Here is a 26,668-nt window from a genome sequence, read left to right on the forward strand (position 1 = left end):
AATTATCCTCATGTGGTATTTATTCCGGCCACTGGATCTCTGTGATCTCCGGATAACGCTCCTGAATAGCTGTCTCAAAGTTGGCTTTTGCTTTGTCAAAGTCTACTTTACCCTGGAAGTAATCACTGAAAGCGTTCTGGATCAGCTCTACACAACCCTGGTCATATGCGGAAAGCGGTGCGATCTTGATATTCTCTGCAACCGGTGCAAAATACTCAAACGGGTTCTGTCCACCAAGGAAATCAGATGCGAAATCTGCATTTGTAGCTGCATCTTTCATACCGGATTTTGTATTTGTAAAATCAGAGTATTCTTTGGAAATCTTAAGAAGATTATCCTGATTTCCCGTCATTGCCAGGATAATATCTTTGACATGTTCCGGATTATCTGTTCCTGTTGCAGCCTGAATGTAAGAGCCACCCCAGTTGTATTCCTGCGGAGGATTTGTAACAGCCCAGTCACCTTCTGCTCCATCCCAGTTTGGTTTCAGAGTAAAGTCGATACCCCATGCCGGGAAGAGGAATGCGAATACCTTGGACTCAGAACTCATTGCCTTGTTCCAGTCATCGTTCCACTGACCTTTTACAGTTTTGTTAAGATAACCTGCATCCAGCCACTCTTTGGAATCTTTTACCCAGTCCATGATCTTTGAATCTACTTTGATCACAGAATCACCGGACTCTACCCACGGATTCTCAATGCTGTTTCCATATAAACGAAAAGTGTCTGCATAAGAAGCAAATGTATAATATCCTTTTTCTTTCAGCTGAGCTGCTGTTTCTTTAGCTGTATCCCAGTCTTTCATCTTCTCGCCAACTTCTTTCGGGTCATCAGTACCGAAAACATCTTTCGCAATGTCACGACGATATACAAGGACACCCGGGCAGCACTGCCATGTGGCGCCTCTCTGTACTCCATCCGCATCAGAAGCTGTTGTTTTCGTGAAATCATACTGATCTGCAAGATCCTTGTCCGGATCAATGCCAAGATCAGTAAGAGGCATTGCAACATCTGCATCTTTGTCTGTATATTTGAACACATAATCTGTCTCAGAAAGGAACATGTCTACCTTATCATCTGCACTTGCATCAGCCTGGTTGAGAAGTGCCTCATCCAGTTTCTGCTGATATACGCCATCCTGGTTCGGATTTACGATCCAGTGGATTTCTGTACCATCTTTCAGTTTTGTAACTGTACCATCTTTGGAAGTGGACTCTACTTCCGGATAAATAGCTTCCAGTCTCTGACGGAACTCATCATTCCAGGAATAAATATTGATCACTTTTCCCTCATCCGATCCTTTTGCAGATACACAGCTTACATTTGCTGCCATCATTCCACAAACCATTGCTGCTGCAAGGATCATAGATACCGCTCTTTTCTTCATAGTATAAATCCTCCTTTTTCTGTAGCATCCCCGATGCTTTACCTTTGATGATAAAAATATACCATTTTTTTATCTGCGATTATATTATTAATCTTAACAAAATGTCAGATTCATGTCATAATATAAAAAACCAACACATTCCTTAAACATCAACATATAAGGAGGATATCAATATGTCCATTTCCCAAGACTGGATTACTAATGAACTGGAAGATACAGAACTGGAAGCTCTTCATCGCTCTCCCTCTGTGGAATATTCTTTTTACAATGCCGTAAGAGCCGGTGATATGGAAGCTGTAAACAAAAACTGCGAGGAAGACTCTTTTCTTCATCTGAAGGGAACCGGTATCCTCTCCAAAAATCCTCTGACCAACCTGAAGTATCATTTCGTTGTCACTACTGCCATGCTCACCCGTTACTGTATTGACGGTGGACTGGAGCCTGAACAGGCATATCGTCTCAGCGATTTTTACATTCTGAAAATGGATTCCTGCACCACTGTACGCCAGATTGCAGATCTGCATCATATTATGGCCAGAGATTTTACCGGAAAAATGATCCTCCAGAAAAAAAGCTCTATTCTTTCCAGACCGGTCATGCAATGCGTGGACTATATTTACGGTCACATTAAGGAGCGTATCACCATTCAGGATCTGTCAGAACATACCGGACTCTCTCCCAGTTATCTGTCCAGAGTATTCAAACAGAATCTTGGCGTATCCATAAGTGATTACATCCGCGAGAAAAAAATCGAAAAAGCCACTCACCTGCTCCGATACTCTGATAAAGCAGTCGTTGATATCGCCAATTATCTGAATTTCTCTTCACAGAGTCATTTTATCCAGATCTTTGAAAACTTCACCGGCCTTACCTCAAAGAAGTACCGTGACAAATATTACAAATCCATGTGGTAAACATCCTTATTATTATGGCTGATATTTTTTATCAGCATCAAAAACGACATCCCGCAGCTTTTTACAACTGTGGGATGCCGTTTTCCTATTGATACTTCTGTTTCTGTAATTTAACAATTATGTATAACCGATTTCGGTTACATCAGTTCCACTTTGATCCTGTGTGTTTCTTTTACAGAAAGCTTTTCGAGCAGTTCCCGATCTATACGTACACAGGTACTCTGTTCGTTTTTCATTTTCTTTTCATCACACCATACTGTTTTTATTTTATATTCTGAAGGAAGTTTTTTCTCCGGATTGCAGATACAGATCTCCAGCTTTCTTCCGGCAAATTCCATAGTAAGAGATGCCTGTCCATTCTCATTATACTGCTCCGGCATCAGTGCCGGCGCGATCACCAGATCTCCAAGATCTCCTCTGACGCCAAATACCTCTGTGATCATAGTCAGCATATACCAGCTTGCAGCACCGGTAAGATATGCATACAATCCTCTTCCCTGATTATCAAAATATTCCGGAATTCCAGGATACATCCTGCTGTTCTCAAAATCCATAGCAGCGTCCAGAAGCGTTTCCAGAACCTTATGTCCTTCTTTTGCATAGCCGTTTTTATACAATGCATTGCCATACATAACAGCCATATGGGAAAATACCGCTCCGTTTTCCTTTTCTCCATAAGCAAACCCGAACATTCTTCCCAGATCAAATTTTTCTTCATGGAAATTGGTATTCAGGCGATATCCTCCTGCCTGACGGTCAAAAAGATATTTATCCGCACTTTTACAGATAGACTCAATCTGATCTTTCTGTGCGGTTTTACTCATGATTGCAAATACCTGACTGGTAAGCATCATACGTACCTGGCTGTTTTCTGCCCTTTCCACAGGACGTTTATGATCATCATAATATCCGTTGAACCAGCCGTTTTCTCCGTCTTTTACCCATTCTCTTCTGCGGATGTTTTCCATCATCCAGTCTGCCTTTTCATCCAGATTCCGGCTAAGCTGGTCCAGACGGATCACAATAGTATTTCCGCTGATATCATGTGCACATTTTTCTGTGTACTGTCTCAGAAGCTGCTGCTTTTTCTCCGGGCTTTCATAAAGCTCACGGTCTCCGGTAAACAGGATTTCCATTTCTTCCGCAACTTCAATCCTGTCAAACATTTCCTTTTCCTGAAGTTTTCTCAGATATTCTGCGATGTTCTTCATATTTCCAGCATATGCACAGGTAAATGCCACACTCTCACCATTTTCCCATGCCATATCCATGGCATCGTTCCAGTCTGCCCCGTGAAGTTTCATCTCGTTGTGCTCTCCTACATCATAAAAAGCACAGAGATTTTCCAGCAAAATGTGTTCCAAAACCGTTCCGTAATAAATCTCACCGGATTCTGTTTTCTGATTTTCTCCATAGGCACTGCTCCATTTTTCATCATGCGCAGTTCCTCTTTTTGTCTGAAGATCCTTGAAATATGGAATCTTCTCAAAAAGGACATTCATATCCCCGGTCTGATCCATATAAAGCTGCGTTGTCACAAATGGCCAGAAAGCATGATCCATCCACACGCGGGCAATGTTGTTGCGGTCTGCGATAAATTCACCCTGTCTGTTTCCGATGATCGTGGCATTGGTTCCATCGATGCGTACTCCACCGTAATTATCGACGATCATCTGACGTACAACAGAAGGATCCATGATCAGAAGTGCCAGACAGTCCTGCCAGAGATCACGCCAGCCTCTTCCACCTTTTCCATAATCATGATACGGGAGGAATGAACAACCGTAAATTCTTCTTAATACCGGCTGGAAACAGATCCATTTCAGATAATTATCTCTGTCCTCATCACCTGTCTCAAAAGAAACATTCACTTTTTCTGTCCAGTGTTTTTTTACATATTCAAATTCTCTTGCAACCTGTTTTTCAGTTCTGTAAAACCGTGCAGTCTCCTCCGGCAGCTGATTTTTTTCAGATATTCCCGCTGTCACAACATATACAGCTGTTTCATGTGGTCTCAGAACCCTGGATGCAAAACGAATACCACCGACAGCTTCCTTTCCTTCAATTTCTGTTCCTGCCGGAACACCTTTTTTCTCTTCTCTGACCACCTCCGGAATCAGGAAAGAACCGCCTTCTCCGATAAACATTTCCACATCAGGATAAAAGCTTTCCGGTTCCGTTCCCTCGCCTTCAGATCCATATACAAAATATGCAGTATTATTCTTCTGATGACCTCTTTCATCAAAAGAAAGCACCGGTTTTACTTCAACACCGTACTCCGTTGTTCTTATCCTATGCAAAAGGGAAGTCACATGCCTGTGATCTCTGAGATTGTCTGCACTTCTTCCATATACAGGTATTACAGCAACCGATGTGATCTCCTGTTCTTCCTCTTCAATATTGGTAATCTTTACAAGATGGACCTCCGCATCACCTTTCACTGTCACAAAAGACAAAATCTCTGACTGAAGTCCGTATTTCTCAGAAGTTCTGTGCAGCTTCTGCCACATAAATCCGGCTTCCAGGCTGCTTTTATCCTGTTTATCAGTATATTTCTGAAATTCCTGTTCTGCCGAAACTCCGCATGCTGACCAGTAACCTTTTCCTTTTATCTTGCACCAGAAATTTCTGGTGTTTCGATTATTATGAAGATTCTCAATGCTTACCGGTTCCAGCAGAAAATGATTCTGATCCAGTTTGCTGTCTCCTCCCAGAGAAGGGGTGATCGCGGATTTCAATCCGTTTTCTCCGGCCAGAGGTATATATAAACCGCTGTAATTCTCCGGATTTTCTATGGAAAAACTTCCATTTTTATCCTGAAATTTTATATATTTCATTCTGTGATCTCCTTCCTGCCAAAATAAAACGGTATTTATATTCCATTTTACTTTGTATTCATAAATGTGATCTCCTCGCAATTTATATCCATTATGTCATGACATATAGAATTCAATTTCTGTCTCACCGGTAAGTTTCTCCTGCGGAATATAATTACCCGGAAGTTCTTCTCCATTTACATAGAGTTTTTTACATCCGGCTTCCACATGTCCCGGATTCTTCACAGTGATATGGAGATGACATCCACGGAAATCCTTGCTTATCTCGAACTTCTCCCATTCTTTTGGAATCGATGGTGCTATACGTAAGCCATAGAAATCCGGACGCATGCCAAGAATTCCTTCTACACATCCTACCATCACAGTAGATGCTGTTCCTGTCAGCCAGTGCACATGAGATCGTCCGAAATTCGGGCTTGCTTTTCCTTCTGTAAACTGTCCATAGCAGTATGGCTCCAGCTGTCTGATCTCAGCCCTGTCATTCTGCGCTGCCGGAGCATTCTCCAGGAAATAATTAAATGCACGCTCACCATGTCCGCAAAGTGCTTCTGCCAGAATGAGCCATCCCTGTGACTGTGAAAAGATTCCCGCATTTTCCTTTGTTCCTGCATTGTAGATAACCGCAAGTGCTCCGTCGAAAGCATTTGCATGATATGGAGGATCCATAAGGATTGCACCGTATTCTGTATTCAATCTTTCATAAACCATTTGAAGGGCCAGATCTGCCTGCCGCTCTGTTGCAAGGCCGCTGATCACAGCCCAGCTCTGTGGATTCAGCCACATATTTGCCTCCGGGTCAGTTCTCTTTCCGATAACCTCTCCCCGCTCCGTAAACCCACGGATAAAACGATCTTCATTCCAACAGAGTTCCTGGATCAATTTTCCAAGCTGCTCTTGTTTTTCTTCCAGGTATTTTATATATTTTTCATCTTTTTTGTACTTTGCAAACTCTTTCAGGATAGTCATTGCATAATAGAACTGTAATGCAACGAAAGTAGATTCCCCATCCTTTCCAAGTCTCAGACAATCATTCCAGTCTGCATAAAGTCCGGCCGGCATTCCATGTCTGCCAAGATGGTTCATGGAGAAGTCAATAGCTCTTTTCAGATGCTCGTATACAGTTCCTTCATCCTTGTTTGCAAACGGGATCACTTCATCGATGAATGCAAAATTTCCAGTCTCTGAAATATATTTGTATACAGTAGGGAACAGCCAGAGTGCATCATCTGCGCGGTATGCCGGATGACCGGTTTCCTGTACATAGGACGCATCATCCGGTGTATCCTCATGTCCCGGATTATGTGTGAATTTCACAAGTGGAAGACCGCCGCCGTTATCTACCTGTGCTGACAGCATGAAACGGATCTTATCCAGTGCCATTTCGGGTGCAAGATGGATCACACCCTGGATATCCTGTACAGTATCACGGTATCCATATCCGTTACGAAGTCCGCAATAAGTAAAAGATGCTGCACGTGACCAGATAAATGTCATAAAACAGTTATATGCGTTCCATGTATTGATCATGGTATCGAATTCCGGACTTGGTGTTCTGATCTGAAAATGTGCAAGCTGTCCGTGCCAGTAACTGATCAGTTCTTCAAGCTCCACCGCGCATGTTTTTTCACAGTCTGCATAATGTGCTATAATCTCCGCTGCTTCATTATCCTCCTTCATTCCTGCCAGAAAAGCCATTTCCCGACTTTCTCCCGGTTCCAGAGTAATTACAGTTGAAAGAGCTCCACAGCTGTTTTCATTATAATTTCCCTCATTACATAATACACCGGCTTCAACCCCTGCCGGATTGTTGTATCCGTGATATCTTCCAAGGAATTTTTCCCTGTCACCACACCAGGAAGAAACCTTCTCTCCAGCCAGGCCGAAGAATCGGTTGAACACGTTCTTGTTATCAACCTCTTCCCCATCCTTAAGGCCGTCCAGATTCGCATGGATCATCTGACGTACACGATCTCCACAGAATACTGTTCTTGTAATATACTGGGAATACTGCAGATTCACCTGATCCTGTTCATAATTGCTGTTATTTGTAAACTCTGCATATCCAGTCACACTGATCTCACGTTTTCTGTCTGAGCAGTTGGTAACTTTCAGATTCCATACCTCGTAGGACTGCCCAAGCGGTACATAGTATCTCACCTCTGAATGTATCTCGCTGTAATCTGCCATCATTTTAGTATAGGCTGTGCCATGATGACATTCACTTTTATACTCACTGAGATCTTTGCCAACCGGCTGCCAGGATGCTGACCAATAATCTTTTGTGTCATTATCCCTGAGATAAATATATCTTCCCGGCTGATCAAACTGATTAAAAATATATCTCAGGATTCTGCCGTTCGCCCCGGATTTTGCAAAGCTGTATCCCCCTGCATTATTGGAAACGATTGCTCCGTATTCCGGCGATCCCAAATAATTCACCCACGGAGCAGGTGTGTCCGGCCTGGTAATCACATATTCCTTTTTTTCTTCATCAAAATACCCATATCTCATGCCATACAATCTCCTGTTCTGTATATTTTCCGTAACATTGTCTGTTGTTACCTATTTTCTACACTATAACTGATATGCAGATAGCAATATACAAAATAAAAGATTAAAATATCAGATTCATGACATAAGATATGGATATAATTCTTTACAATTCTTCCTCCGTGATCACCAGCTTCATGGCCCAGGCCGGGATATCCACATCCTCAGGCTCCTGCTCCATAAATACAAATGCTGTCCGGTATGGCGGCATCTTTGCCGGAAAAATACCGTAACCGTCTGTAAAATACACCAGTCCCTTCAGATTTTCAAACTCACGTTTTTCCATCAGCTCTTCCACATAAGCAAAAGCCGGACGGAAATCTGTACCTCCATCACCGTAAAGTTCCAGGCTGTCCATGTAATCCTGCAGTTCTTCTCTGCTGGTGATCTTCACATCCGAATGCACCTTCTCATCACACTGGATAATGTGTATATTTACCTTCTGGAAAAAATTCCCGCTGTCGCTTAAGATCCCATAGGTTTCCTCCAGAAATCTCTGTACCAGTTCTCCTGAACAGGACATGGAGGTATCGATCACAATGACAAATTCCGAAACTTTTTTCACTTCTCTGGTTTCCAGGGGTTCGATCAGCGGCATATTCCCGTAAAGGGAAAGCCCGTAGGTATAAAAATTATAATCAAAGCTGTCCGGATCTACAGTCAGTTCTTCCCGAAATACTGCAAACTTCCGCAGAAATTCCCGATAATCATATCGTTCCCGGTTCTCTATTTTCAGCTGGTCCAGAAAATCTCCGTCCTGCTCTCCTGACTCTCTGGAAAAAGTCCCAAGGTCTGTTTCGATCCCATCGCTGATATCTCCCCATTTTTTACTCATCAGGGGATTGGGTTTCCGGTCGGGCTGCTGGTTTGCCCAGTATTTATGGTCGTCCACGTAGAACTCTTTTTCAAGCTGTGCCAGTTCTTTTTCTTTCAGAAATTCTTCTTTCAGAATCTTGTAGATTCTCTCTGCATTCAGCGTCTTCTTTTCCTTTTCCAGAAGACGGTAGGTTTCCCTCCGGAGAAGACTTCTGGAATATCGGACTGAGCGGTGGTAGATCCCGTCAATCATATGCTCCACTGCAATATCGCAGCTTAAATTCCACAAACGCTTCTCTATTCCCGGCTTCCCAAAGTGCCGGAAAATGCAGTGAAATACCATATGGAGATATCCTCGATTCACAAGAATCCTGTTTTCTTTATAAAGCCCGCCAAGCTGTGCCGGATGGAAGTACATCACAGCCCCGTCTGTTCCAAACGGACTGACCGAACCATCCATCTGATAAATAAAGCTGCTCAGCGCCACATCCAGAAAACGCATGCCAAGATACAGCTCGTCTCTTGCCGCCCGGAGGATGCTGCTGCCGATGTCCTGGAGACGCTGGGCTGCCTCCTGGGAATTGGATCCCTGACCGGGCAGGAAGTTATTTTTATTGTTTTCAGTTGTTTCTATATCACTCATAACTGAAACTTCTTTCTCCTTTTAACAGGGCACCTCTCATTTTCTGTCTCCCCGGCAGCCTTCTGCTCTTCCTTCAGCATCCGGCTGCGTTCATTCATCAGAAATGCGGAAATCTCCATATCCTTCTTCCTGGCCGCCACATCAATACTATGTTCCAGGCCCTCTCTGTTCCAGAGTTTTTCCCGAGAAAGCAGCTCCAGACCATTTAAGCTTCCGCTTTCCACCAGAAATCCCCCGATATCCTTAAGATTTCCCCGGATATAATCCTCATACTGCTTCTTCGCCTTTTTACTGAGCTGCCACGGATAACGAAGCCGCCCGAAGCTCATATCCACCAGGACCTCCAGCTTATCCATCACCACTGCCATATCAAACAGGCTGTCATACTCCGCGAAATCCAGTTCTTTATTATAGAAGCATTGCCGGTAATTGGTCCCTGAGCCATGATACTCCGTAAACAAAATTCTCGCAGGCGTGTTCTCCACCGCCTCATCGTAATGCTCCGGAAAAACCATATGCGCACGTTTTCCACCTGCCTCACCATTTTCATACAGAAAATCCACATCGATCTTCTGCCACAGTTCCCCAAGAATCTCCTTCGCACAGGATTTGATTCCCTTTTTCTGATGGATTACAAGCTCCTTCAGCCCGCTGCAGCCCGTAAACGCCCCGGTTCCCACCTGCATCAGGGTATCCGAAAATTCCAGCCGCTCCAGCTTTTTGCATCCATAAAAAATATATCTTCCGATTTCCTTCAGCGTATCCGGGAAAACGATCTCCTGCACTTCTTCGCCGGCAAGAAGCCTCTCTTCTCCGAATGAAAATGCGTCTTCGCTCTCCCAGGTTTCTGCATCTTCTTCTCCATCCTTGTGTGCGGAAAACGCATACGGCGCCGCACTGACTACCGGAAGGCCATTGATTTCTTCCGGCAGCACCACCCGGCTGTCTGTTCCGTAACAACGGATAATTTCTATTGTATTATTTTTGACTCTGTAATGTATTTTCATAATTCTCCATCATACCAAGAAACAGATATCCGAAATCCATTTCCCGTTTTTATTCTTCAGGAATCATCTCATCTACTGCTGATCCCGATCTTCTATAGCACATCTGCATCTCATTGTAGTCTCATTATCCATTTCATGCAAGAAATTTTCCCATGTCCCTATAGCACTCCTCTAAAATAATGCATCTTAATCCAGCCCATCAGAATATGAAATCCTGCGTCAGATATCTTTGCCGTGCGTAAATTCTTTCTGATACATAAAACAGCCCGTCAGACATACGATGATCTTTAATTCATCTGATATCTGACAGGCTGTATGCAACACAAAATGAACATCTGCATTATACTCTTTTTCACACCCATGAGCACAACTTTATTTACTTCTTATAAGTACTGACTAAACTCCACTTTCTCCTTATTCGGGCCTTCAATGGTAAAGAACTTCACACCATTCTCCCAGAACGGCAGGAAATGGACTTCATCATTGGTAGTATTCAGTCCGGCTGCTGTTACCAGCTCGTGGACTTTCTCCACATCCTTCACATCAATGGCAACATGGTCGATGGCACCGGATTCCATTTTTGCTGCTTTGTTCTCGTAAGTCTCGATCACAAGATTTCCCAGTTTCAGAAAAGCAACCTTCTCATTGGCAGCTTCGTTTACGGTCTGAAAAGCAATCTCAAATCCCAGTGCTTCATAAAATTTAATGGTTGTCTCAATGTCATTGGTCGGCACACCTACGTGCTGAACTCCGTTCATCTGATCTTTTAAATTCATTTCAAAACCCCATCCTTTCTTCCACCTGTGCAAGCTCCGGCATTGCCGGGATCGCACCTTTTTTCTCCACGCAAAGACTGGCCACCGCATTGCCGAAACGCGCAAATTCCTTCAGGTCCTCCTGTGTCAGCTCGTCCGGCTGTTTCTCCGATGTGCTGACCTTATACAGGAATCCTCCCCAGAAGGAATCACCGGCTCCGTTCGTATCTGCAATCTGTTTCACTGAAAAGCCCGGCACCATACAGCCTCCATCTTTGCTGTAAATATAAGCTCCTTCACCGCCAAGAGTAACTGCCACGACTTTCACGCCCTGCTCATACAGTGTCTTCGCTGCTTCCCGGACATCCTTATGATCTGTCAGAAGCTCGGTTTCCTCATCTGAAATCTTCATGAGATCCACATAGGGTACCAGACTTCTCATATATTTTTTGGCAGTCTTTTCATCCGGCCACAGAGATGCACGGTAATTGGGATCATAAGAGATCACGCTGCCCTTGTTTTTCGCCCTTTTCACCGCATAAAACGTGGTATCTCTTGCAGGCTGATCCGCCAGGGACAGTGATCCAACATGAAAAATATGGGTATGATCCAGCACATCCACATCCACTTCTTCCTTCTGGATCTTCGTATCCGCTCCCGGTTTTCTTGCAAAAGAGAAAGTCCTCTCTCCGTTCTCCCTGACTTCCACAAAAGCCAGGGTAGTAAAATAATTTTCGTCCAGAAGCATACCCTTGGTATCCACGCTTTCTTTCTCAAGAACAGATTTCAGGAACTTTCCGTGCATGTCTTTTCCTGCTTTACCGATAAATGCAGTATGAGCTCCCAGTCTGCTGGCTGCAACTGCAACATTGGCTGGTGCACCGCCCGGATTTCTGGCATACAGCATCTGTCCGTCCTCATTAATATCCCGGGAAGTAAAATCGATCAGGATCTCACCAAAAGTTGTGATATCATAGATGGATCTTTTCACAGCATCTCCTGTGTCCACAAGAAGGTTCTGATCAAGCAGCTGAAAAAGGATCTTCTCACATTCTTTCTCATTATCTGTATGTATATGAAGCTCTCCCCCATCAAACTCAGGCATACTTAAGACCCCAAGCATAGACTTTGCATTTACAACATAACGGCCGTAACATAATTCTACATCACATGGGATGGATTCTGCAATACTTACCAACTTTCTTGCATTCTGCATTGTGCCTAAAATTACTTTTACTATCATTTTTGTCTACTCTCCTATGCAAACAGGCTGATCACAACAGCACAGACCAGACCTGTTACTCCTACGATAGTTTCCATCATTGTCCAGGATTTCAGGGTTGTTTTCTCATCAATCTCAAGAAGGGAACCTACCAGCCAGAATCCGGAGTCATTTACATGGCTGAATGCCGTTGCGCCTCCGTTGATGGCACAGACCATTGCTGCCAGATAAACCGGTGACAGGTCTGCAACTCCGGGCATAGCAGCCATAATTCCTGCTGCCATTGTCATAGCCACAACTGCCGCACCAACCGATGCACGGATCAGAGCTGCAATAAGGAATGCAACCAGTACAAGCGGAAGTCCGCTTTTTTCCAAGGCTGGTCCTATAATATTTCCCATACCGCAGTCCTGCAGCACCCAGCGGATGATACCTCCGCCTGTGATGACCAGAAGGATCTGTCCAGTAGGCTTCAGAGAACGATCCAGAATCTTCTTTAACTGCTCTCCATTGTAGCCCTGCTTCTTTCCGAGAAAATACATGGCAAGCAATACTGCTATGATCAGTGCCACAAAAGGTGTTCCCAGAAACTGCAGAACAGGGCGGACCACATCAAGTCCCGGAATATATTCAGAAACTGTATTGCACAGGATCAGTACCAGCGGAACAAGAATGATACATAATACTGTAGAAAACTTCGGAAGATTGGCTTCTTCTTCCTCACGTACCTCCTGGATATTGGAGGGCAGCCCTGTGTTGATCTTTTTGCCGATAAATTTGGACCATAAGATTCCCGCAAAGATCAGAGATAAAATACCTACCGGCACACCTACTGCGATCATCACTCCAAGATCCACATTCAGCATATTTGCCACCAGAACAGATCCTGCTGACGGCGGAATAAATGCAAATCCTGTGGCAAGTCCAGCGAGAAGAGGAATCACATAATATAAAGTAGATTTCTTTGTTTTCTTCGCAAGTCCGAATGCCAGAGGGATCAGGATCACAACGCCTGCCTCAAAGAATACCGTAGTTCCTACCACAAGTCCTGTAATTCCAAGAGCGATCCCCGCTTTTTTCTCACCGAATTTGTTTATCAGTGTCTGGGCAACGCACTGTGCGCCGCCGGATACTTCCAATATCCCACCGAATAGAGAGCCCAGTCCGATCAGGAGTATGATTCCCTGTAAAGTTTCTCCTGCGCCGTTTTCCACAGTGCTTACCAGCGTTGGAACCGGCATTCCGGCACCAAGCCCGATAACCAGTGCAGCGATCAGCAGAGATAACACCGGATGGATCTTAAATTTTATGATAAGTAACAATAATAATAAAATTCCTGCCGCTGCCGCGATCAACAGTCTTGCCGGATCTGCCGCAAATACCGGTTCTGTCATCTTTCCATTTACCTCATTTCTCTTTATTCAATACTTACATAAACTGTTCTCGTAACCCTGGTTTTATTTTACATATTTATGAATAGTCGCCTTTACAGCTCCAGGTCCTGCGATCATCTCACGGAACATATCCTCGATCTTCTCTCCGACACCATCTTTATAAAGGTCTGTGAAGAACAGTCTCTCATTGGAAAGGATCGGCTTCAGCTGATTCTTGAAGGTTTCCGGTTTTCCGATCACGATATCGCCAAGCTGCTCTGTGATCTCCTCATTCATCGGGTCCGGTGCAAGCTCAATTTTGTTTCCTTCGTCATCTACAGCCAGCATGTATCTCAGCCAGCCTGCGATTCCCAGCGGGATTGCTGTCAGTCTGGAAGCATCTCCAAATTTCTTCACATATGCTTTTACAGTCTCACCGAAACGGATACCTACCATCTGGGACACATCTACAGCCAGACGAAGGTTGGTATCTCCAAGATACTCATTCGGGAAACGGTCATTAAAGAGTTCATCCACAAATGCCTGCGGGGAAAGGATTCCAGGATCTGAAACTACCGGAAGTCCCTCATCATAAGCAACCATACGGGCCATTTTCATCATATCTTCGTTGGTGTTCAGCATATGTGCAAACAGATCATAGCCAAGTACCACACCAAGAGGGCCGGTTGCAGAATGTACAGGATTCAGGCATACGGTTACTTTCATTCTCTCGGAAAGATTGACGGTATTTCTGTCCGCCATGTATACGCCGAAGCCTTTTTCCAGAGCAGGGCGTCCGTTAGGGAAGCTGTCCTCGATAACAAGATACTGTGGCTTCTCAGCATTAACAAATGGTGCTATGTATGTCTTCTTTCCTGTGATCACCGGCTGCATGTCTTCAACGCCAAGCTTCTCAAGGTCTGCTGCGATCTGCTCGCTTGGACGAGGTGTGATTTTGTCGATCATGGTCCACGGGAATGCAACCACCTTCTCATCCGTTACATAATCTACAAAGCCATCATCTACAAAGCCTGCTTTATGCCATTCCTCTGTCATAGTCAGCACGGACTCACGAAGCTTGGCGCCGTTCTGTGAGCAGTTATCCATAGATACCAGAGCGATCGGATATTTCCCTGCTTTATATCTCTCATTCAGCATAGCCACAAGAACTGCCATTGCTCCGGTTGCCTTATCCGGTCCGTTTTTAATATCTGCTTCCACAAACGGGAACCATGTTCCGTCTGCTTTCTGAAGTGCATAGCCCTTCTCTGTGATCGTAAAGGAAACCAGCTGCAGAGATTTAGCCGCAAAAATTTCTTTCAGGCGGTTCCATTGTTCAGCATCAGAAGACTGTGCTTTCACTGCTTCTGCAAGTGCCCCAAGAACTTTGTACTCACGGGTTCCATCACCGTGAAGGATGACATTTAAGCCAAGGTTGTCATATGGCGCGTAAATCTTATCTACTACGTCATAATCAAAGGTCTCTACACATGTGATACCTCTGTCAAGAACTCCCTCTTCCAGAAGACCATCTGCGATGCCGCCGATAAATACACGGAAAATATTTCCGATTCCGAAATGTACCCAGCCAGGCTCCTTCTTCGCTTTCTCAGTCACAGTCTCTACATCGTATCCCGGAAGATCGATGCCTGCTTTCTTCCATGCTTCACGTTCCTTGATTCCATTTCTTGTTAATTTCATAATCTTGAACCTCCCTGTTTTCTTCTATTTCGTTATCGTTTGAGTTTTTACTTATGCTTATGTCTTAACTGTAAGTAGAGTATAGAACTATTTTTTCAAAAAATCCATTGACAAAACACCTAATTTTGCTCTTATATTTTTGTTTACTTTTACTTATGCACAAGACATATATTCTTTGCCAATCCATATACCGTTACTTATTATTCCTCGAAAAAAATTTTGTTCTGCTCTGCTTCATGCGCTGACATTGCATTTCCTGCAAATTTATACTAAAATACATTTGAGACTTAAACATATCTATAATTACTTTTATCAGGAGAATCTCATGAGTGAAAAAGGATTAACCACCATCAATTTAAAGAAAATAAACCGTTCCAAGGTTTACCAATATATATACAAAACACGCCAGACTTCCAAAATGCAGATCGTCCAGGACCTTCAGATGGGGCTTTCCACAGTAAGTCAGAACCTGAACCTGCTGGAAAAAGAAGGGCTTATTGACAGAAACGGATATTTTGATTCCACGGGAGGCAGGAAAGCTCAGGCCATCCAGATCACCTCGGATTTCCGGATTTCCATTGGCATCGGGATCCTGAAAAACATGTTCCATATCACAGCCATCGACTTATATGGAAATGCCTTTTATACAGAAACCATTGCTCTTCCCTATTCCAACACAGAAGAATATTACAGACAACTGACCGATAAAGTACGAAGATTCATCGCAGAAAATCACTATCCGAAAGAAAAGATCCTGGGTATTTCCATTGCCACACAGGGGATCACTTCTCCTGATAATTCCACTGTGATCTACGGAAACATCATGAACAATACCGGAATGAAGCTGGAGGATTTTTCCCGGCATCTTCCTTACCCCTGCCATCTGGAACATGATTCCAAATCCGCCGCTTTTCTGGAGCTGTGGAATCACCCGGAGCTTGACAGTGCTGTCGTGTTCCTTCTGAACCGAAACCTGGGCGGTGCCATTATAACCAATCATCAGATTCATCAGGGACGCTCCATGCACAGCGGAACCCTTGAGCACATGTGCGTGAACCCTGACGGCCCTTTATGTTACTGTGGAAACCGTGGCTGTCTGGAGACCTACTGCTCTGCCAATGCTCTGGAACAGTCTGCGGGGATGCCTGTGAAGGAATTTTTTCCGCTGCTCCGCGAAAAAAAATCTCCCCGGCTTGCTGAGCACTGGGAAGATTATCTGAACCATCTGGCCTTTGCCATGAAAAATCTGAACCTGATCATCGATGCACCGATCATCATCAGCGGATATCTGGCACCTTATTTTACAGAAGAAGATATTAATTATCTGTTAGAACACATCAACACAGGCGCACCATTCACCCTGGATAAAGATCAGATTCTGGTCGGCACCCACGGGCAGTATACACCTGCCATTGGTGCAGCTTTATATTATGTGGAGAAATTTACACAGAGCGTGTGAATACAGACATATTCACCTGAACCGGTCAAAAAAGCATGTCATGCACAGCCAGACGGATACAACCTGATCCGCTCTGTCCTAGAGTATGACATGCTTTTTATTTTACTTATTATTTTTTCAGTTCTTTCAGCAGCTGCCCGATCTTTGATACAAACAGATCAAAGGCCACATTATTCTTACCGCTGTTGATCACAATATCTGCTTTCGCCCGTGTGGGCTCCACGTACAGATAATGCATCGGTTTTACTGTGGTAAGATACTGATCGATGATTCCGTTTAAATCCCGTCCACGTTCCTCCACATCTCTGGAGATCCGTCTTAAGATCCTCTCATCTGCATCTGCTTCCACATAAACCTTGATATCCAGAAGATCGCGGATACGCGGATCTGCAAGAAGCAGGATTCCCTCTACCAGAATGACCGGTCTTGGTTCGATCTTCAGCACTTTGTCGGAGCGGTTGTGCTGACTGTAATCGTATACCGGACATTGGATGGTTTTGCCCTCCTTGAGTTCTTTGAGATGCTCTACCAGAAGATCTGTTTCCAGTGAATCCGGGTGATCGTAATTCACCTTCACACGTTCTTCAAAAGGAATTCCGTCCTGTCTGCGGTAGTAATTATCATGATAGATCACCACCACATCGTCTCCGAAATGCTTCTTCAGTCTGTTTGTAAATGTAGATTTGCCGGAGCCTGATCCTCCGGCGATACCGATAATAATACTTTCCATCGTCTCTTTACCTCTTAAGCTAGAATTCTTCCGCTGTGGATCCCGCAGGCTTCCCGAAGAGTTTTTGCGTATAGAGAAGCTTTTTCTTACACAAAAGCTGCCCGGTCGGTGTGCATCTCCTGCATCCGGTTCCGGACAGCTTTTCTGGTTATTTTTTATAAAGCAATCGTTCTGATCAGATCTCAGCCTGCTCAAGAAGTGCCGGGATCTTGGATTCCCATCCAAGTGCCATGATATGTACACCCTGGCAGTATGGCTTACACTCTTTGATGATACGTGCAGCGATCTCAACACCTGTGATACCAGCTTTTGTCTTCTCTTTGTCAGCTTTCAGCTCCTCGATCATCTCATCCGGAACATGAATGCCGGCAACGTTGTTGTTCATGAACTTAGCCATTCCAGCAGACTTCGGAATGATGATACCAACCTGTACCGGTTTTCCGAACTGTTTTGCTTTTTCCATAAATTTGATGAATTTCTCCGGCTCAAATACAGCCTGTGTCTGGAAGTAGTCTGCACCTGCAGCAACCTTTCTTTCCATCTTTGCAAGCTGAGCGTCAACGGAATCGCTGCATGGAGATACAACGGCACCCTTGGAGAATTTCGGAGGCTCACCAACCAGCTGGTTTCCTCCAAGATCTACACCGGACTCGAGAAGCTGTACTGTATGAAGAAGAGATACAGAATCAAGGTCAAATACCGGTTTTGCCTGCGGATGGTCGCCCATCTTTGTGTGGTCACCTGTGAGGCAGAGGATATTCTCGATACCAAGCATAGCTGCACTTAAAAGATCAGACTCCAGTGCGATACGGTTTCTGTCACGGCATGCAAGCTGGAAGATCGGATCCATTCCGGCGTCCTTGAGAACTTTACACATTGCAAGAGATCCAAGACGCATAACAGAAGACTGGTTATCTGTTACATTGACTGCATGAACGCCTTTGAGATAAGTTTTGGCTTCTTCTACCAGTTCATCTACATGGATCCCTTTTGGCGGTCCTACTTCTGCAGAAACTACAAATTCACCACGGTCGAATAATTCTTTCATTTTCATATTATATTTGCTCCAATCATTTAAAATTTGGGGTACGGTCCACCTGCTCTGCAACATACCTTGCGGAATACTTCCGGTGAACCGTATCATAATTTAATTTGGCTTCTTAATAAATCTTTGCTTATTATTTCACTTCATCATCTGTAGCGAAATTATGGATCTGTGTCGGGCATTTCAGTGCGTCAAGGCGTCCGATCTCTTTCAGACGTCTGTAGATGCGCTCCCATCCACACTCCATGTCACTGTCCACTTCGCATTTACCATTCTTGGAACCGCCGCACTGGCCGTTGACAAGACTCTTGGAGCATGCTGTGATCGGGCAGATCCCGCCGGTAAGGTTCAGATAACACTCACCACACTGGTCACATTTATATTCTAACGGTGTTACACCCTGGAAACCAGGTACCGGGTATGTATCGCAGGCTGCGCATACCATTTTGTCTTCCAGATATTCTGCGATGGTCTGTACACCAACGCCACAGGAGAATACCAGGACCAGATCCGCTTCCCTGATCTTATCCATATGTTTCTGAAGACGTAACTGCATATTTTCCGGATTACAGATATAATCCGTTGTCATGATCCCTGTCACATTTCCTTCAGCGGAAAGCTCCTTCTGAAGTTCAACAGCTTCTTTTTCCGGAAAACGAACTTCCTTGCATCCATGGCAGTTGATGATAAAAACTTTCTTTCCGGCTGCCAGTGATACGATAGTTTCTTTTGCTTTTAACTGGGTAATCAACATATCACTTCATCCCCCTTACTGCATTTTTTCCGGCTTTGATACTGTTAATGATCGGAATCTTGGAAGAACAGATATACTGACAGCATCTGCACTCAACACAGTCCATGACATTCATGTCTTTCATGCCCTGCCAGTTCTCTTCTTTCGCATATTTAACGAAATACAGAGGAGAAAGTTCCATCGGACATACATCCACGCAGCGTCCGCACTTGATACATGGCTGCTCTTTGGTCTCGTCTGTATCAATAGCGATGATACCGTTGGAGCCCTTCATCATAGGTACATCCAGAGTGTTCAGAGGGAATCCCATCATAGGTCCGCCCATCTTGACCAGAACATCGTCATCTGTAAATCCGCCGCAGTAATCGATCAGCTCTTTTACGCTGGTACCGATCTTGATGATAAAGTTGCCAGGATTCTTGATCTTCTCGCCTGTTATTGTTGTAACACGCTCGATCAGAGGCATACCCTTCTGGATTGCATCGGAGATTGCTTTTACGGTACTGATATTATCTACGATAACGCCAACATCTGCCGGGAGACCGCCGCTTGGAACTTTTCTGCCCATAACGCGCTTGATGAGAGTCTTCTCAGCGCCCTGCGGGTATTTGGTTCTTGCGACAAATACTTCCATGTTTCCGATATTGGCAACTTTTTCCTGCATTAATTCGATGGCATCCTGCTTGTTATCCTCAATGACAATGATACCCTTCTCGGCACCTGTTGTCTTCAGGATCGCTTTCAGACCAAAAATAATGTCATCTGCAAACTCAAGGAGAACCTTGTGGTCTGCTGTTAAATATGGCTCACATTCGCATCCATTGAGTAGAATGGTATCAACTGGTTTGGCTGGTTTCAGTTTGACACAGGTCGGGAAGCCTGCACCACCCATACCAACGATTCCTGCTTCTTTTACAATCTCAATGATCTCATCCGGAGTCAGATTATCAAGGTCACCATGTGGCTGTACGGATTCGTGCAGAGTATTTTTTCCATCCGATTCAATGACAACAGCCATGACTTCACTGCCTCTTGTGCCATGCATACGTGGCTCAACGGCAACTACGGTTCCGCTTACGCTGGAGTGTACCGGTGCGCTGATAAATCCGGCAGCTTCGCCGATCTTCTGTCCGACTTTTACAGTGTCGCCTACCTCTACGATCGGGTTGGCAGGTGCACCAAGATGCTGGGACATGGAGATCACTACAGTCTTCGGATCCGGGAATTTCTTCAGTGCGATATGCTCGCTGAATTCCTTGTGCTCTGACGGATGAACGCCGCCATAGTATCCGTTCAGTCTGTCTTCTCTGATAGACTTCACGTAATCGTTGATCACCTTGAAGTTAACCTTGGAGTAATCACGTACCTGTACCGGCTGGTTCAGGAACTCTTCCAGACGGCCCTGTTTTGCCAGTCTCTGGTAGATCTTTTCCCAGGCACAGTCTTTATTCGGGTCTACTTCACATTTCCCGTTCTTTGCTCCGCCGCACTGTCCATTGACAAGACTCTTTGAACAGTCGACGATAGGACAGACGCCTCCGGTAATGTTCAGATAGCACTGTGCACATGCATCGCAGCTCTTCTTGGTAAGTGCCATGCCGTGATGTCCTCTGTAGTTAAGGGTATTACTTGCTGCAATCACCGGCTTGCCTGCCAGATCCGCAACTGTCTGGATACCAAGACCACAGGAGATCACAACTACATTCTCTGTACCTTCCGGAAGCAGATCCTGTAATTTTCTTTCTGTGTGCATCTTGTTACACAGAAAATCGAATTTCGCACTGCCTGTGACGGTTTTTCCCTGCTCCGCAGCAAATTTCAGGAATTCCTCGCAATCCGGTTCGTCAACGGTCTCAAATTCCTTGAAACACTTGTTACAGGCGATTACAAACAGATTGTCCCTGCCGTTCAGCACTGATGCAAGCTCATCACTGCTTTTCAGCTTGTACTTAGTATAGTTTTCCAATTGCTCACCTTCCTTATAAAGATTATATCCTTATGATTATCTGCTCTTATCCGTTCCCTCCTTCTCTGCACTCCCAGGAAAGAAACAATAAAACCAAATAAATAAGTTCTTTGTTATTTGTTCAGCCCTTCGAAAATCCCGGTCCAAAAAAAGGCCGCAGTATTTCCTCTGACTGCTACAATAAATGTACCATAATTTGAACATATTATCCAGTTTTATTAGCTATTTTTATAAATTTATTCTATGATTTCATCCCAATCGTCTATGGATGTACGGATATTTGTACAACTTCTGTTATGCTGCATGCGTTAGTTATATGCAACTTATATAATTTTGTTTATAAAATATCCTTTTTATGCATTGAGCATATTGCACAAGGATTTTATCTTTAACAGGGCAGATCCGAAAGGTGTCTTTTGTCATGGGGTAAGACGCTGTCCGCAATATTCACAGGTGCTCAGACGACCTTTTATTACCTGATTCTTTGCACCGCAGCTAGGGCAGGTAACTGTAATATAGATCTTCTCATTTACGCGTCTGTTCGGTGCAGTGATCATAATATAATTTCCTTCTCTGTCTATCTGGATATTCCGGATATATCCCCCCGCAATAAATTTTTCCAGCTTTTTCACTGCACCTTTTCCCAGTTCCTGCTCAAGCTTTTCAAATGAGACGGTATTCTGGGCATAGGATTCAAACCAGCAGGCGATTTCTCCGGCTTTTTTCTTCTTTAATGCTTTTTGAATTTCCCGGAAGGTTGGATATAGAAACAGCAATCCAAGTATGATCTCTGTTGCTGCCATTCCCCAGCGCCCTTCACCGATATACTTCTCCGATGCGCCAATAGCTCCCAGGGAAAAAAGTATAAAAAAGCCACAAAGAACCCATTTCAGTTTCCCCAGTATTCCTGTTTTTTTATTTTTTTCTGTCAAAAAATCGCTCATGTCTGTTTCCTCTTTCCTATTATTCAAAATCTTATGCTATATTTGTGAATGCTCCGTCAGCTCACGCCAAACTCCCTCTGTCCGAATATGTTTCTGCATTCTGTGGATCTTCTATTTCAGTGTGGTTACGATCAGTTTACTTTCCAGTGCAGCTGCTATCAGATCCTCCTTGCAGCTGTATCCCGCCTTGGCGATCATTTCCTGAAAATTCCATCTCACCCCAGAAGCAGAACAGTCCATTTTCCTTGCGATCTCGGAATATGACATCCCGTGAATATACAGGCGCAGCATCTCCAGCTGTCTGGGACTGATATCACCGCTTGTGATCCAGTTAAGTTCCACCTCCGGTGCCACATCCGGAAATACATGCTCCCCATTTAACGTTCTGTAGATCACACTCCGTATTTCCTCTTCACCGTGATCCTTATACCATAGACTGTCTGCACATCCGCTCTTTGCTCTTTCCAGCACCTTGGGATCGATCAGCGAGGTAACAACCAATACCTTTGTATATGGATATTTTTCCCTGATGATCTTTCCGGCACCCAGCCCATCATGATTATGAAATGTCTGCACATCCATAAGCACCAGATCAATTGCCGAGTAAGAGCAGATCTTTACAGCTTCACAGGCATCCGAAACTGTCTGGACATGTCGGAATTCCGGTTCCCGCATAATAATACTTTCAAAATACTTCTGCATGATCCTCTGATCTTCTACTATCAGTATCCGTACCATAGACTCCCATCCTTTCTGTCAGTGGCATTTTCAACACCAGACAAAACTCCGGCGAAAAAGAAACCTGCATAATACATTTCTCTGACTCCGCAGCTTTTCTCAGTGCAGACAGACCACCACCTTCTTCTGCATTTTTTTCAGGTGCATCTCCATCATTCGTTATCCGGATGCTGTATTCATTTGCACCTTTTTCTATCTTCACCAGAACTGTACTTCCATGGGCATGTCTGGCACAATTTGTCACACATTCACGGATCGCTCTGTCTGTCAGCAGCCTGTAGGAGGGATGCTGAGGGAAATTCCCGCTGATCTGAACATAAATTCCAAGTTCTTCTGCATGCCTGATCGTATCCGCGCATAATTCTTCCATATTCTCAACAGAAGAATCTGTAAGAATATAGACCAGATGCTTTAGTGCAGATAGCTGTTCATCCATTTTATCCTGATTTTCTTTTCTTTCCAATATCCTGCGTATTGACAGAAGGCTTCGGCCAAAATTGTCATGAACCTGCATTTTCATGGCAAGTGTCTCCTGCTCTCTTATTTTATCTCCGATTTTTTCATACATTTCCTCCAGCTTATGATTCAGGATTTCCAACTTTTCATTATTTGCTCTGATCTTTTCACCATTGTAATAAATTTCTGATACATTAACTGCCACTGTCTGCAGATATCCTGCACAATCCGGCTCCTGCAGACGATATTCCTGAAACATCCAGACGGAATCATCCGGAAAATAAAATACATTACTGTCACTGTTTAATCTGCGAAGTCCCTCTGCTTCGGATCCTCCATTTATTACTTTCCGCAATGCCTCATAATCCTGCAGATAGGAGCCTGTCATTATCCTGCTCAGTTCATGCATCTTGGTGTTGCATAAAACGATCCTTCCAAGAGGATCCGAAAAACACACCCCACAGGGAACATCATCAACAGCTTCATTCACAGACCAGTAAGACAGAGAATGATGATATCTGCGTCTCTCTCTCCAGATTGCCCAGCAAAGATAAAGCAACAATACCACCATCGCTGCCATCAAAACACTGACCGGACACATCCGGAGCATTAGCTGATATGCGCTTTCCCCCTGGCAATATCTGTGATCATTCATCAGGAACCCCATAAGCATAAAAGAAACTGCAAAAACAGTCACTGCTGTTATAATTTTCTTTTTCCCGTAAAAACAGGTTATCCTGATCAACAGAAGGATCAATTCCAGAATCAGGCAGATTTCAAGAATGATCATCAGAAAATCCTGCATTGCCATACTGCATTCCGCAAAATCAGTCATCTTCCGCCTCTCTTTCTGAATACGATACATCCGATAAACCATTCGTTTTCATCTTCCTGCTGCACATTTAATTCCGGTCTTTCTGACATTAATCCCCGAAGATCTGCTTCTGCTACAATATGAACCGAGATCCGCAGCGCATCATCGATCTGCGACACACGGTAAAAAACAGACTGCATTGTATCAAACAATCGTTCCACAAGCCATTCAAAGGTATCATAGCATTTTAGTATATCATCTGCATTCAGCTGCACTTCACCATTTTCGACATAATAAGCCGCCCGGATCTTACATAATTTTAAGCTGTCACAGGATTCCGCAAGACTCTGTCTGAGATCCTCCATTGTAAGCAGATTTCCGTCTGATGCATATTGTGTCAATACCAGATTTTTTCTTCTTTTTAAATATGTACCAACAACCACGATTTTTCCCAGGATCCGGTCATAGCGTTCCCTTGACTCCGTTCTTTCCAGCTCATCCATCAGCTGTGACAGCAATTCCAGCTGCCCGGCTGTCTGATTCTGTATCATGTTCAGCAGTCGGTTCTGTTCTTCTGTTTTTCTCCGCTCAGCTTCTTTCTGATAGGTTTTCTGCAGCAGACGATTTCTGGCAGTCAGCTCCTCCTGCTGTTCCCGGATATCCTGATACTGATCCAGAAGCACCGAAATATCTTCTGACCAGAACAAATGTCCTCCTCTTATAGGAATATGGTTGATCCGGATTCCCTGTTCCTGTACAGCTGATCTGTTTATTACAATTTTACGCAGTTCCGGTGACAGCTCAGGAAAATCACCGGAATGATAATAACGCTGAAAGGAATCATCCGTAATCTCTGCATCCAGTCCTCCGGAGGTCTGGAATAATTCAAAATATCGATTGTTCGTCTGTATCAGGCCGCATAATATACATCCCTGGTAAATTGCCGCCATCAAAAGGCAGCATACCGCTGTCATATCTCCGGCAATTGTTTTGATCAGAGGCAGACGGAATAAATTCCCGATATTCCATCCCAGAAGCAATATTCCCGGAATAACCGGCAGCCAAAATTGCTTTCTTCCCGGAATCCTGCTTTTTCTGATCAGCATGATTTCCATCCATATCAGGCAAAATATGATCCATCCCTGGATCACTATAAAAAGAATACCATAGCTGTAATCTCTATCTGAAAGCGGCGGCCGCCCGGAAAACCGAAACACCAGCTGATGCAGATCATTTGTAAAAACACTGATGATCAAAACCACCGCAAAAGCAAGCAAGGCAATAATTTTTCTGACTGTTTTCTCTCCATCCTTTTCCCCTAGAAACATCGCTGCTGCCAGTCCAAGGACCGGGATCAGGATCATCGGGATATAATACAGATACCAGCAGATATGTTCTCCAAGCGGATCATGAAAAATATGAAATTTTACTGTCCGCACAAAAAACCAGAAGACCATCAGACAGCCAATTGCAGTCAGACATCTGCGCGTTTTTCTATGCACTACATGCTTTTCCAGATAGATCACCCAGGCACAATACATTCCCAGATAAATACAGTTACGACACTGATCTGCGAGATTTCTCATAAAAACATTTTCCGGTCTTACCAGCCTGCAGAAATACGCCAGAAATACACTTATCAGGATTCCTCCATACGACAGTGCCCTTTTTTTATTGTATGTCATGAAAATTCCTCTCTCATTAATACACCTCTGTGATAAGTATACTATAAAGCTATATTTTATTATATAGTTTTCAGAGAAACCATCCATTCTCAACCCCTGTTATCACAAACAGAGTGAACAATTCTGTCCACTCTGTCTATCATCACTCAAAATGGTCTTGGCTGGCCACAGTATTCGCAGAACCTTCCGGTATTCTCTGCACCGCACTGACATTTCCACAAACCGCCGGACTGCTGCATTCCGCTGTTCATGTTCATTCCGGGCTGCTGCATTCCAGCCGCATTTGGTGTCAGGGCGGCTATGATCTGATGACCTGTCTGCTCCACTTCCATCAATTCACCTCTGTTATCGCTGCTTATGGAAAAAGTATTCAAACGAAAATCCATATCATCAAACCATGGATTTTTTACCTTAATACGCATAGTATAATCAAATTCATACTTATATACCGGTGGCTGATAGCTTACGGTTTCTCCATCCTTTGTTGTATATGTTTCCTCGTTCTGCTGTCGCTCTACATCAACTCTGCACTGCACAATAGCAGATAAAGGAACTATGTCCGGATTTTCATTGACATCCAGCTTCCGTGCAACAGTAAAATTCCCCTTATTGTCATCAATAAAAACATTGTAATTTCTGGTATTGATCTGACGTGTTATACAAAAATCCATTACGGCTTTTTTGTTTTTTTCACGATATTCCAGTTGACGTTTTATATCCTCTACCGTACTGTGCCGCCGGTCTTCAAACCATGGTGACAATTTTTTTGCACAATCCTTACACAGATTTCCGTCATCCAGTTTTCTGTTTCCCAATAAACCTATTTTCTCTCCGCAGATATCACAGATCTTCTTATCAAATAAACCCATACC

20 protein-coding genes and 1 pseudogene are annotated in these 26,668 nt (G+C 44.0%); 2 read left to right on the forward strand and 19 right to left on the reverse strand.

What is annotated here, in order from left to right:
• Positions 1-19 precede the first annotated feature (19 nt).
• The gene (locus tag CCC70_RS06740) at positions 20-1,387 is read right to left on the reverse strand and encodes an ABC transporter substrate-binding protein (protein ID WP_015526173.1); all 1,368 of its coding nucleotides are present in this window, start codon (positions 1,385-1,387) and stop codon (positions 20-22) included.
• 173 nt (positions 1,388-1,560) lie between these two features.
• On the opposite strand from CCC70_RS06740, the gene CCC70_RS06745 reads away from it, so the two are divergent.
• Entirely contained in the window at positions 1,561-2,301 is a 741-nt protein-coding gene (locus CCC70_RS06745) for a helix-turn-helix transcriptional regulator (protein WP_287084500.1), read from the forward strand.
• A 137-nt stretch (positions 2,302-2,438) separates the two neighbouring features.
• On the opposite strand, the gene CCC70_RS06750 is transcribed toward CCC70_RS06745, so the two are convergent.
• The 9 genes and pseudogenes from CCC70_RS06750 to CCC70_RS06785 form a co-directional block, all read right to left on the reverse strand.
• On the reverse strand, positions 2,439-5,138 hold the full coding sequence (locus CCC70_RS06750) for a GH36-type glycosyl hydrolase domain-containing protein (protein ID WP_287084502.1): 2,700 nt from the start codon (positions 5,136-5,138) through the stop codon (positions 2,439-2,441).
• Between the two features lie 96 nt (positions 5,139-5,234).
• On the reverse strand, positions 5,235-7,649 hold the full coding sequence (locus CCC70_RS06755; RefSeq protein ID WP_059086721.1) for a GH36-type glycosyl hydrolase domain-containing protein: 2,415 nt from the start codon (positions 7,647-7,649) through the stop codon (positions 5,235-5,237).
• 145 nt (positions 7,650-7,794) lie between these two features.
• Positions 7,795-9,147, reverse strand: a complete 1,353-nt coding sequence (locus CCC70_RS06760; RefSeq protein WP_287084504.1) for a vWA domain-containing protein — start codon at positions 9,145-9,147, stop codon at positions 7,795-7,797.
• On the reverse strand, positions 9,144-10,154 hold the full coding sequence (locus CCC70_RS06765; RefSeq protein ID WP_287084506.1) for a leucine-rich repeat domain-containing protein: 1,011 nt from the start codon (positions 10,152-10,154) through the stop codon (positions 9,144-9,146). Before CCC70_RS06765 ends, CCC70_RS06760 begins: the two co-directional genes overlap by 4 nt.
• 383 nt (positions 10,155-10,537) lie before the next feature.
• Complete coding sequence (locus CCC70_RS06770) at positions 10,538-10,930, reverse strand: VOC family protein (protein ID WP_119239387.1); 393 nt, start codon at positions 10,928-10,930, stop codon at positions 10,538-10,540.
• A gap of 1 nt (position 10,931) precedes the next feature.
• Positions 10,932-11,888: a carbohydrate kinase family protein gene (locus CCC70_RS06775; RefSeq protein WP_287084701.1), complete on the reverse strand. Its 957-nt coding sequence runs from the start codon at positions 11,886-11,888 to the stop codon at positions 10,932-10,934.
• A 78-nt stretch (positions 11,889-11,966) separates the two neighbouring features.
• Positions 11,967-12,152 (reverse strand): annotated as a pseudogene (locus CCC70_RS16680) (HPr family phosphocarrier protein); the annotation flags it as partial.
• 14 nt (positions 12,153-12,166) lie between these two features.
• A complete protein-coding gene (locus tag CCC70_RS06780) occupies positions 12,167-13,525 on the reverse strand; it encodes a GntP family permease (RefSeq protein WP_287084508.1) in 1,359 nt (452 codons plus the stop codon).
• A gap of 63 nt (positions 13,526-13,588) precedes the next feature.
• Positions 13,589-15,205, reverse strand: a complete 1,617-nt coding sequence (locus CCC70_RS06785; RefSeq protein WP_287084510.1) for a mannitol dehydrogenase family protein — start codon at positions 15,203-15,205, stop codon at positions 13,589-13,591.
• Positions 15,206-15,530: 325 nt separating this feature from the next.
• Between CCC70_RS06785 and CCC70_RS06790 the strand changes: the two genes are divergently transcribed.
• On the forward strand, positions 15,531-16,664 hold the full coding sequence (locus tag CCC70_RS06790) for an ROK family transcriptional regulator (protein WP_287084512.1): 1,134 nt from the start codon (positions 15,531-15,533) through the stop codon (positions 16,662-16,664).
• Between the two features lie 109 nt (positions 16,665-16,773).
• On the opposite strand, the gene udk is transcribed toward CCC70_RS06790, so the two are convergent.
• From udk to CCC70_RS06835, 9 genes are all read right to left on the reverse strand, one after another.
• Positions 16,774-17,394 carry a uridine kinase gene (gene udk, locus CCC70_RS06795; RefSeq protein ID WP_021976352.1) on the reverse strand — a complete coding sequence of 207 codons (621 nt, stop codon included), beginning with the start codon at positions 17,392-17,394 and terminating at the stop codon, positions 16,774-16,776.
• Between the two features lie 175 nt (positions 17,395-17,569).
• Entirely contained in the window at positions 17,570-18,448 is an 879-nt protein-coding gene (locus tag CCC70_RS06800; RefSeq protein ID WP_015526188.1) for a methylenetetrahydrofolate reductase, read from the reverse strand.
• A 124-nt stretch (positions 18,449-18,572) separates the two neighbouring features.
• Positions 18,573-19,193, reverse strand: coding sequence for a methylenetetrahydrofolate reductase C-terminal domain-containing protein (locus tag CCC70_RS06805; protein ID WP_021976351.1), 621 nt, complete (start codon positions 19,191-19,193; stop codon positions 18,573-18,575).
• 1 nt (position 19,194) lies between these two features.
• Positions 19,195-21,159, reverse strand: coding sequence for an electron transport complex subunit RsxC (gene rsxC, locus CCC70_RS06810; protein ID WP_118168771.1), 1,965 nt, complete (start codon positions 21,157-21,159; stop codon positions 19,195-19,197).
• Positions 21,160-21,578: 419 nt separating this feature from the next.
• Positions 21,579-22,103, reverse strand: coding sequence for a hypothetical protein (locus CCC70_RS06815; RefSeq protein WP_114001781.1), 525 nt, complete (start codon positions 22,101-22,103; stop codon positions 21,579-21,581).
• Positions 22,104-22,214: 111 nt separating this feature from the next.
• Positions 22,215-22,841, reverse strand: coding sequence for a response regulator transcription factor (locus tag CCC70_RS06820; RefSeq protein ID WP_118608853.1), 627 nt, complete (start codon positions 22,839-22,841; stop codon positions 22,215-22,217).
• A complete protein-coding gene (locus tag CCC70_RS06825) occupies positions 22,789-24,132 on the reverse strand; it encodes an ATP-binding protein (RefSeq protein WP_287084515.1) in 1,344 nt (447 codons plus the stop codon). The genes CCC70_RS06820 and CCC70_RS06825 overlap by 53 nt, the downstream gene beginning before the upstream one ends.
• Positions 24,129-25,796, reverse strand: a complete 1,668-nt coding sequence (locus tag CCC70_RS06830; protein ID WP_287084516.1) for a histidine kinase N-terminal 7TM domain-containing protein — start codon at positions 25,794-25,796, stop codon at positions 24,129-24,131. The genes CCC70_RS06825 and CCC70_RS06830 overlap by 4 nt, the downstream gene beginning before the upstream one ends.
• 146 nt (positions 25,797-25,942) lie before the next feature.
• Positions 25,943-26,665 (reverse strand): DUF4428 domain-containing protein, encoded by a 723-nt coding sequence (locus CCC70_RS06835; RefSeq protein ID WP_287084517.1) that lies wholly within the window; start codon positions 26,663-26,665, stop codon positions 25,943-25,945.
• Positions 26,666-26,668: the final 3 nt, after the last annotated feature.

The sequence above is a fragment of the Blautia sp. LMAG:89 genome (assembly GCF_008679485.1).
Lineage (GTDB): Bacteria > Bacillota > Clostridia > Lachnospirales > Lachnospiraceae > Blautia_A > Blautia_A fusiformis.